5 protein-coding genes are annotated in these 7440 nt (G+C 44.6%); all 5 read right to left on the reverse strand.

The window, feature by feature from the left end; all coding sequences use genetic code 11:
• Positions 1–431: 431 nt before the first annotated feature.
• Entirely contained in the window at positions 432–4235 is a 3804-nt protein-coding gene (locus tag PVV69_RS08845) for a hypothetical protein (protein ID WP_273757213.1), read from the reverse strand.
• Positions 4236–4268: 33 nt separating this feature from the next.
• Complete coding sequence (locus tag PVV69_RS08850) at positions 4269–4490, reverse strand: hypothetical protein (RefSeq protein WP_273757214.1); 222 nt, start codon at positions 4488–4490, stop codon at positions 4269–4271.
• 12 nt (positions 4491–4502) lie between these two features.
• The gene (locus PVV69_RS08855) at positions 4503–5783 is read right to left on the reverse strand and encodes a phage tail protein (protein ID WP_273757215.1); all 1281 of its coding nucleotides are present in this window, start codon (positions 5781–5783) and stop codon (positions 4503–4505) included.
• Between the two features lie 7 nt (positions 5784–5790).
• Complete coding sequence (locus tag PVV69_RS08860) at positions 5791–6813, reverse strand: phage tail protein (RefSeq protein WP_273757216.1); 1023 nt, start codon at positions 6811–6813, stop codon at positions 5791–5793.
• A 12-nt stretch (positions 6814–6825) separates the two neighbouring features.
• A partial coding sequence (locus PVV69_RS08865) for a transglycosylase SLT domain-containing protein (RefSeq protein ID WP_273757217.1) occupies positions 6826–7440 on the reverse strand: 615 nt, incomplete at its 5' end.

Below are 7440 nucleotides of genomic sequence, written 5' to 3' on the forward strand. Positions count from 1 at the left end.
TAAGCGCTTTAAAAGCGATTTTGTCTTTTTATACACCCTTAATGAATTACACCTATAAGCTTATAAAAGTTTCAAACGATTATTTTCCTTTTAAGAATTCGCTCAAAAAAGAGCAAAACTCATACCATTCTCTAAATACATGCAATTTATGTTATTAAAAATTGCAAACGATTAAATTTTAAAACAATGCGATTTTGAATGATAAAAACGTATCATAAAATTTATGAACTGTTATGAATGATAGCTGCTTTTCATTTCATTTGAACGTTTACATGCATTATAATATTCACATCATGATTTGCTTTTTATGCTCTATTCATACATGGCAATCTTATATAAAAAATGGTCAAATGAATCACGTATAAAAGTGTGGATTCTTAAGTGGATTCATATAAAATAATTGCACTCAACATATTGACTTTATTGTATTTTTATTTATAATGAGTCGTCTTCTCATTACTTCCATACATCGCAGAGGCAAATTCACCATCTGTCAACAAAGACTTCCTCACAACAAACATATCATCTAAATATTCCGTATAACTACGGTTGGTCGTTATTGGGATACCATATACAGATCCTGTACTTCTACCGGTTCCTGATTGAAGATAAATATCAACCCAAATATCTTGAGAAGCGTCGTAAACCATCCCTTCAGGAGAACTATGCGGGCGGTGATTGAGACACCAGACCGAATGGGGTAATATATCCCCCGCACTATAATCCGATAACGGATGACCTTCAATCGTGCCAACATCCGCACAAAGCGTATGAAATCCTCCTATCTTGCGTGAATTTGCCGCTGTGTAACCTGTAGGATAAGTAGAGTTGAATGACACAACAAGTTGCGCATTATTCTCACTCTTATTCACTAAATAAATGTAATAATCTTTACCCGCTGAAAGAGTTTGATGCAGTGGGATGGTGGTATCTTCTAGGTAACTCACGACAAACAGGTCATTGCCCTTCATCAAAGAAATATGCGTTCCTTTTTTTAACAGAATATGCTGTTTACCTGCAGCAACAAGAAACGGGGTAGAAAGCGAAATGACATTCCAAGTTAAATGTTTCATTAAAGCAGAACTGTTTATAGCGTTGTTTCCTTGGGCTTTTAGAACTGCCTCTTTTGCCTCTTGCGCTAGTGCCTTTGCCTGTAAGGCTTCTGTCTTCGCTACACTCGACGTGCTTTGCGCAAAATTAGCCGTCGCTGTTGTGGTTGCTAAAGAGCTCTTGATACCACCAAGCTCTTGATTTGTTGTATTTAAAGACTGTTTTGTTTGTTCAGCAAGGCTTTTCGCACTCTCTGCTGTCGACTTCGCACTATTGGCTAGTTGCTTAGCTTGACTTGCTTCATCCTTGGCTTCATTGGCTCGTATCTCTGATTTTCCGGCGGCTTTCTTAGCTTCTTCTCCTGCTCGCTCTGCTAAACTGGCTGTAACCTTGGCTCCATCTGCCGCTTGTTTTGCATCTCCTGCTTTATTTAATGCTTGATAGGCTACAGTCTCTGCTTTGCTCGCTGTTTGTTTGGCTTCATCACCTGATATTTTTGCTAAGCTTGCTGTCGCCTTGATACTATCAACCGCTTGCTGGATATCTATAACTTTACTGTTTGCACCATAAGCTACACTTTCCGCCTTTTCCGCCTTACTTCGTGCTTGTTCGGCATCATGCTTGGCAAGGCCTGCTGTATCTTTCGATTCCTTAGCGGTCTTTTGCGCTTCTTCGGCTATACTTTCTACCTTCTCTGCCTTTTTCTGGGCTTCTTCTGCAACATTCTTGGCTTCTTCCGATACATTTTTAGCTGTTGAAGCTGTACTGCTTGCCTGATCTCCCCTTTGTTTTGCCTCATTGGCTAAAGTCTCTACACTGTCTGCTTTGTTCTTGGCTTCTTGGGCTAATCTCTCTGCTGCTGCTGCTTTGTTCTTGGCTTCTTCAACAAGGCTTTTTACAGCATCTGCACTCACTTGCCCCGCCGCTTCTCCTGAACGTATAGCTTGTTCTGCTGCCGTTTTCGCCTCTCCCGCTATTCTCGTAGCCTCGCTTGCTTGCTGTTCTGCATGTTCTGCCTTCTCTTTTGCACTATCCGCTACGCTTTTAGCGTCCTCTGCCATGCTCTTGGCTTCACTCGATTGCGTCAAGGATTCTGTGACTTTTTGTAACGTCTCATCATCTCTCTGTTTTGCCGCATTGGCTGTTGATACCGCACTCTCTGCAAGGCTTTTTACATCACTAAAGCTCTGTTTAACCTCATCACAAACATTCTTGTTTGCTTGTGCTAAAGTCTTCGCCTCTTCCGATAACCTTTTGGCTGCTTCTGCACTCTCCTTTGCATCATTGGCTGTGGTTAATGCCGTAGCTGCCGTCGTGGTCGCACCAGTCGATTCTGTTCGTGCTTGCTCTGCTACCCTTTGTGCCTCTGTAGAGGTTGCTCTCGCTTTTTCCGATAAACTCTTGGCTTCTTCACTAACACCTTTTGCTTCATTAACTAAGGTGATCGCCTGTGAAGATTGATCCTTCGCTTCTGTAGAAGCCGTGAGAGCATTTGAAGACGCATCTTTTGCTTCTGATGCTAATTGTTTCGCTTCTTCTGCTTTGTTCTTCGCATCTGATGCCTCTGAAATGGCTCTCTCAACACTTTCTTTCGCATTACGCGCTGTTGCTGTCGCTGCTTCACTTGCATTCTTGGCTTCATTGGCTGTCGTAGAGGCTCCCTCTGCTAGCCCCTTTGCCTCTGTCGCCGTGTTTACCGCTGTTTCTGATACTGCCTTCGCTCCATTGGCTACGTTCAACGCCTGTGATGCCGTCTCTTTTACTTCTTGCACAACACTCTGTGCAGTTTCCGCTTTGCTCTTCGCATCTTCCGCCAAGATCTTAATCGCTTCTCCGCCTCGTAGAGCTTCACCGTCTAAACGCACCGATTGCTCTGCCGCTACCTTCGCTTCATTGGCTATCTTTATCGCTTCTGTTGCATTGTCTTGCGCCTCTGATGCCTTAACTCTTGCCGTTTCTGCAACTTGTTTGGCTTCGCTTGATGCACTCTTCGCTTCTCCTGACGTCGTCTCTGCTCTAGAGACACTTGCCTTAACGCTTGTGACCTCTGTTAATGCTTGTTCTGCTGTCTTTTGTGCTTGAGTTGCTACTGCAGTGCTTGACGTTACATCTGTACTCGCTTTTTCCGCTAAACCTTTTGCCTCTTCTGCTAATCCCTTGGCTTCTGCTGCTCTCTCTCTTACCTCATTCACTGAAGTTGTCACTGCTGTGACCCCGTCCTTTGCTTCCCTTGCACTCGTAACCGCTTGTGAAACTTCTTCTCTTACCTCTGTAACCTTCTGATCTGCTCGATTGGCTGCTGTCAGCGCTGTTTCACTAACGCCCTTGGCATTATTGGCTGTGGTGGACGCCCCCTCTGCTATTCCCTTTGCTTCTTCCGCTAAAACCTTAGCTTCCTCTGCTGTCTGCTTGGCTGCTTCTGCAAATGTTGTCGCTTTTAGTGCTACTTGTGTCGTCTCGGTTGCCGTCTGTTCTGCTTCTTTTGCCATCTTTGAAGCCGTCAACAGCTCTTGCTTAACTTCTCTTAGTCCTTGTTCTGCTTGTTCAATGCTTGTTTTCACATCATCGGCTGTATTCTTGGCTGTATTAGCATTCGTAGCAGCTTGTTCTGCTAACGTTTTCGCTTCATTGGCTCTACCTATTGCTTGTTCACTCGATTGCTTGGCTTCTCTAGCATCTTGTTGTGCTTCTTCTGACGCTCTCTTCGCGCCTTCAGCTGCTCTTGTAGCTGCTCCAGATTCACTCATCGCTCTGGAGGCTGTCTCATGCGCATTTTCCGATTTGCTTACCGCTCTATCCGCTTTGCTTTGCGCTTCTCGTACCTCTCTCAATGCCTCATCTGCAACTGTCTTCGATTCATTAGCCAGTGTTGCTGCTCTAGTGGCACTCGTCAAAGCTTCTCCAACTGTGACCGCTGCTCCTCCCGATAACTCTTTCGCATCCTCCGCTGCTCTTTTCGCCGCATCTGCCGTCTGCTTGGCTGTCGTCGCTAATCCTAGCGCGCGTTCTGATGCCTGCTGTGCCTGTACACCCTGTTCTGCCGTCGCAAAAACTTCATAACTATAAAGACTGGCTGTTCCTAGTAAATTGGGAACAACAACCGTATCTTGTGATACACCCTCTATGATCTCTTCTTTCGTCGCTACCGGTATCTGATATTCATGCGTATGATTTGGTATCCCCATCTCTTTCTTCCTTATATCTCTTCAAACCAATACTTATAATGAACACTCTTTCAGCTCTTCTAACTCGACACTCAATGCCCTTAACCGCTCTTCTAATCCTTGCAGCCTGCCTTCAAGTTCTGACTTCAAAGCATCTTTCAACAAATCAACAATCCTATTAAGCGGGGCATGCACAAAATGATCCCCTGAATACAAAACAACCCGTACTTGGGACGGGTCGCTAATCTCTGATATCGCAAAGGGTTTCGATAACATGCATTCTCCTCCTTAGGTCTTTATCCCATAAACAACACTCACATTCATCGGGCGGCTTTCAACGCCACCAAAACTATCCATCATGATGGTATGATCATGTTCACCTAAATCTTCTCCTGATTGATTAAGGATTTCAGAGACATGAAACCGTTCATGTTTTAAGAAAAAAGGATGCGAGCTATATACCTTGCCCATCTGAGGCGCCAGCTCTTCTGGTGATGGTGGAGACGTGACACGGTCAAATTCCCTGCTACACTCCTTCAATGCATCTCCTGTTAAACCCAAACATTCCTCATTAAGCAAACTAGGACGACGAGAAGGCAATGCATCTTGACCTCCTCCAAAACAATCAAGATTATCTTCTCCCCACAGATTAGGTGCAAAACATTTTCTACGACCCTTTCTATCCTGTAACGTGTCTTTCGTTTCACTAACATCATCTCCTCTAGGGAAATCCGTTTCTACCTCTACAACAACACTCCTTTTGTTTCTCAAACGACCAGAAGAAACAGCACGACTCGTCCTTGAATTGCTTTCTGAAGAAAAAGGAAAAATATGTTCATGATCTCTCAAGGAACTCTGTTGCACACTCCCAAAATCACGCCCTCTATCAACAGAACCTAAATAATCAAAACCACGTAAAAACATGCCGCGCAAATCGGGGACATTAAACGTTGTATCATCTCCACCATGCCCCCAGAGCGTCCCTATGGTTGCAAACAAATCACGATACTTATCCCGTGAATAGGAACGACCATCACACAACAACCAACCAGAAGGCAATCTTTCCATCGCAAAGCAACCTATAAAGCCCGTAGGTAAGCCTCTTAAGTATAAAGATTTTCTTATCGTAGGATTGAGTAAATGCCACCCCGAAAGGGAGGCGTCATAAACCAAACTATACAGACAGCCATGGGCTATCTCTCCCCCTACAAGAGACGATAAGCCGTTTTCTGTTGCCTGATAAATCGGCTTGGTGGGCAGACCCTCTCGATAAATCGTCGTTCTGCCAAAATTCCAACCAACCGCCCTAAAACGCAAAACAAAGCCATCTTGATATCCAGAAAATACAGAATTCTCGAAAACAATCCTGCTACTTTGCGTTAAATCATTAACCTGAACAACGCCATCAAACCCTCCTCCACTACACGATAAATATTCCCTCACACGCTGCATCATCGCACGTGCACTATCATTAACTGTATGGGGCGCTTGCCCTTCTGACCAGTTAATCATATTATCCGCACCAGCGTTGTCTGACGCCGTTAAAGACCAATCATAAATATCTGACATATCCCCCTCAAGTCTTTATCGCAAAAACTACCGATACATTAATGGGACGCGTTTCGCTCTCACTATCCCTTGATGCCATAAGATCTTGGCTATGGGGGTGTCCCATAGGAACCGCAAGAATATCATAGGTGCGAATATTTTCTTCTCTTATCCTAGAAACTGTTGCAACTCTCGATTTTTCATCCTCATCAAGAACATGACCCCATAAAACTGTTGCATTCCCATGCCAATAACGCTCATTCTCATCACTCGGCTGGAATACCGATATCCTATGTCCTTCATGTTGATGAGCTTGTATTAAATCCTGCTGGACACTCGCAAAGCTCCGTCCTGTATCAATATTACGTCCATCATCAAAACCACGTAAAAACATGCCGCGCAAATCGGGTATATTGAAGGTCCGATAGCCATCGCCACTCCCCCATGTGGTTCCTATCGCCGCAAAAAGATCGCTATAATAACTTCGTGAATAAGCACTCCCATCACACAATAACCAACCATTAGGGATTGCTTGCATCGCAAACGTCCCTATAAAGCCTGCTGGATAAAGAGCATTTGCCAAGCCCGTGGGAGATAATACAGATGTTGGATTGAGTAAATGCCAACCTGCAAGCGATGCATCATAGGCTAATCTATAAATGCAACCTTGTTGGATTTCTCCTCCCACAAGAGGTACCGCTCCTAACTCTGTCGCCTTATAAACGGGCTTGGCGGGTAAATTATTCAAGGAAACGGTTGTCGCTCCAACATTCTTGCCATTTGCTTTAAAACCTATAACAATATCATTTTTGTATTCTGAAAAGAGCGATTTGGTTTGAAGCGTGATCGCACTCGTTTGCTGCTCATTATCAACACGCACAACCCCTTCAAGGGTTCCACCCGTATCCGAAAGATACTCTCTTACCCTTTGCATCATACCGCGTGCGCTATTATTGATTGTACTTGGCAATTGTCCCTCTGACCAATCTATCAAATCATCAGCGCGTGTGTTATCAGACGCTCTCAGCGACCAATCATATATCGTTGACATAACTCTTGTTTCCTAAATTCCGTAAAACGCCCGCATCAATTGCGTCATCAAAGGATGATCATCTGCGCTCTCTTCTTCTTCTGAAGGCTCTTCTTGTGAAGCTAATAACGCCCTTAAAACCTCTAGCAAGTTCGCTCTATTGCCCATGTCCCCTCGTGCAATAGAACTTGCTCTATAAGGTTGCTGCCCCCCATACATTTGGAAAACACGATTAACAAAATCACCAGCACGCATCGCACTGTTTCCAGAATTTAAACCAACCGCATTGCTCCCAACAAGTTGTGCCGCATTGGCATGGGGATTCTGCAAAAGACGCGCGGCTCCTCCTGCTCCCTGTTGATGCGCTAAATACAATTCTGCCTCTGTTGGTGCTCTCCCCAAAACACGGCTTAAATGGTTACGATTGTCCCGTGTGAACCGACCCATCGCATCAGCTGCTTGTATGGGGTCAAAACGGTCTTGTAAGCCATATTGCTTGGCGGTGCTGTCTATAAACTGATACAGACCACCAGCAGAAGAACGTGGATTCCTTGCATTGGGATTGCCACCACTTTCCACTTGCGCAACACGGTATAAATAGCTTTCCGGCAAGCCATACCGCGCCGCTGCTTGACGTATCGCTTGATC

This window comes from Bartonella sp. MM73XJBT, from assembly GCF_028618465.1.
GTDB lineage: Bacteria > Pseudomonadota > Alphaproteobacteria > Rhizobiales > Rhizobiaceae > Bartonella.

Excerpts from the sequence above, each read along its gene's own strand:
- PVV69_RS08855 (WP_273757215.1), bottom strand. The coding sequence starts at position 5,783 with ATGTCAGATATTTATGATTGGTCTTTAACGGCGTCAGACAACGCTGGT.
- PVV69_RS08845 (WP_273757213.1), bottom strand. The coding sequence starts at position 4,235 with ATGGGGATACCAAATCATACGCATGAATATCAGATACCGGTAGCGACG.
- PVV69_RS08860 (WP_273757216.1), bottom strand. The coding sequence starts at position 6,813 with ATGTCAACGATATATGATTGGTCGCTGAGAGCGTCTGATAACACACGC.
- PVV69_RS08850 (WP_273757214.1), bottom strand. The coding sequence starts at position 4,490 with ATGTTATCGAAACCCTTTGCGATATCAGAGATTAGCGACCCGTCCCAA.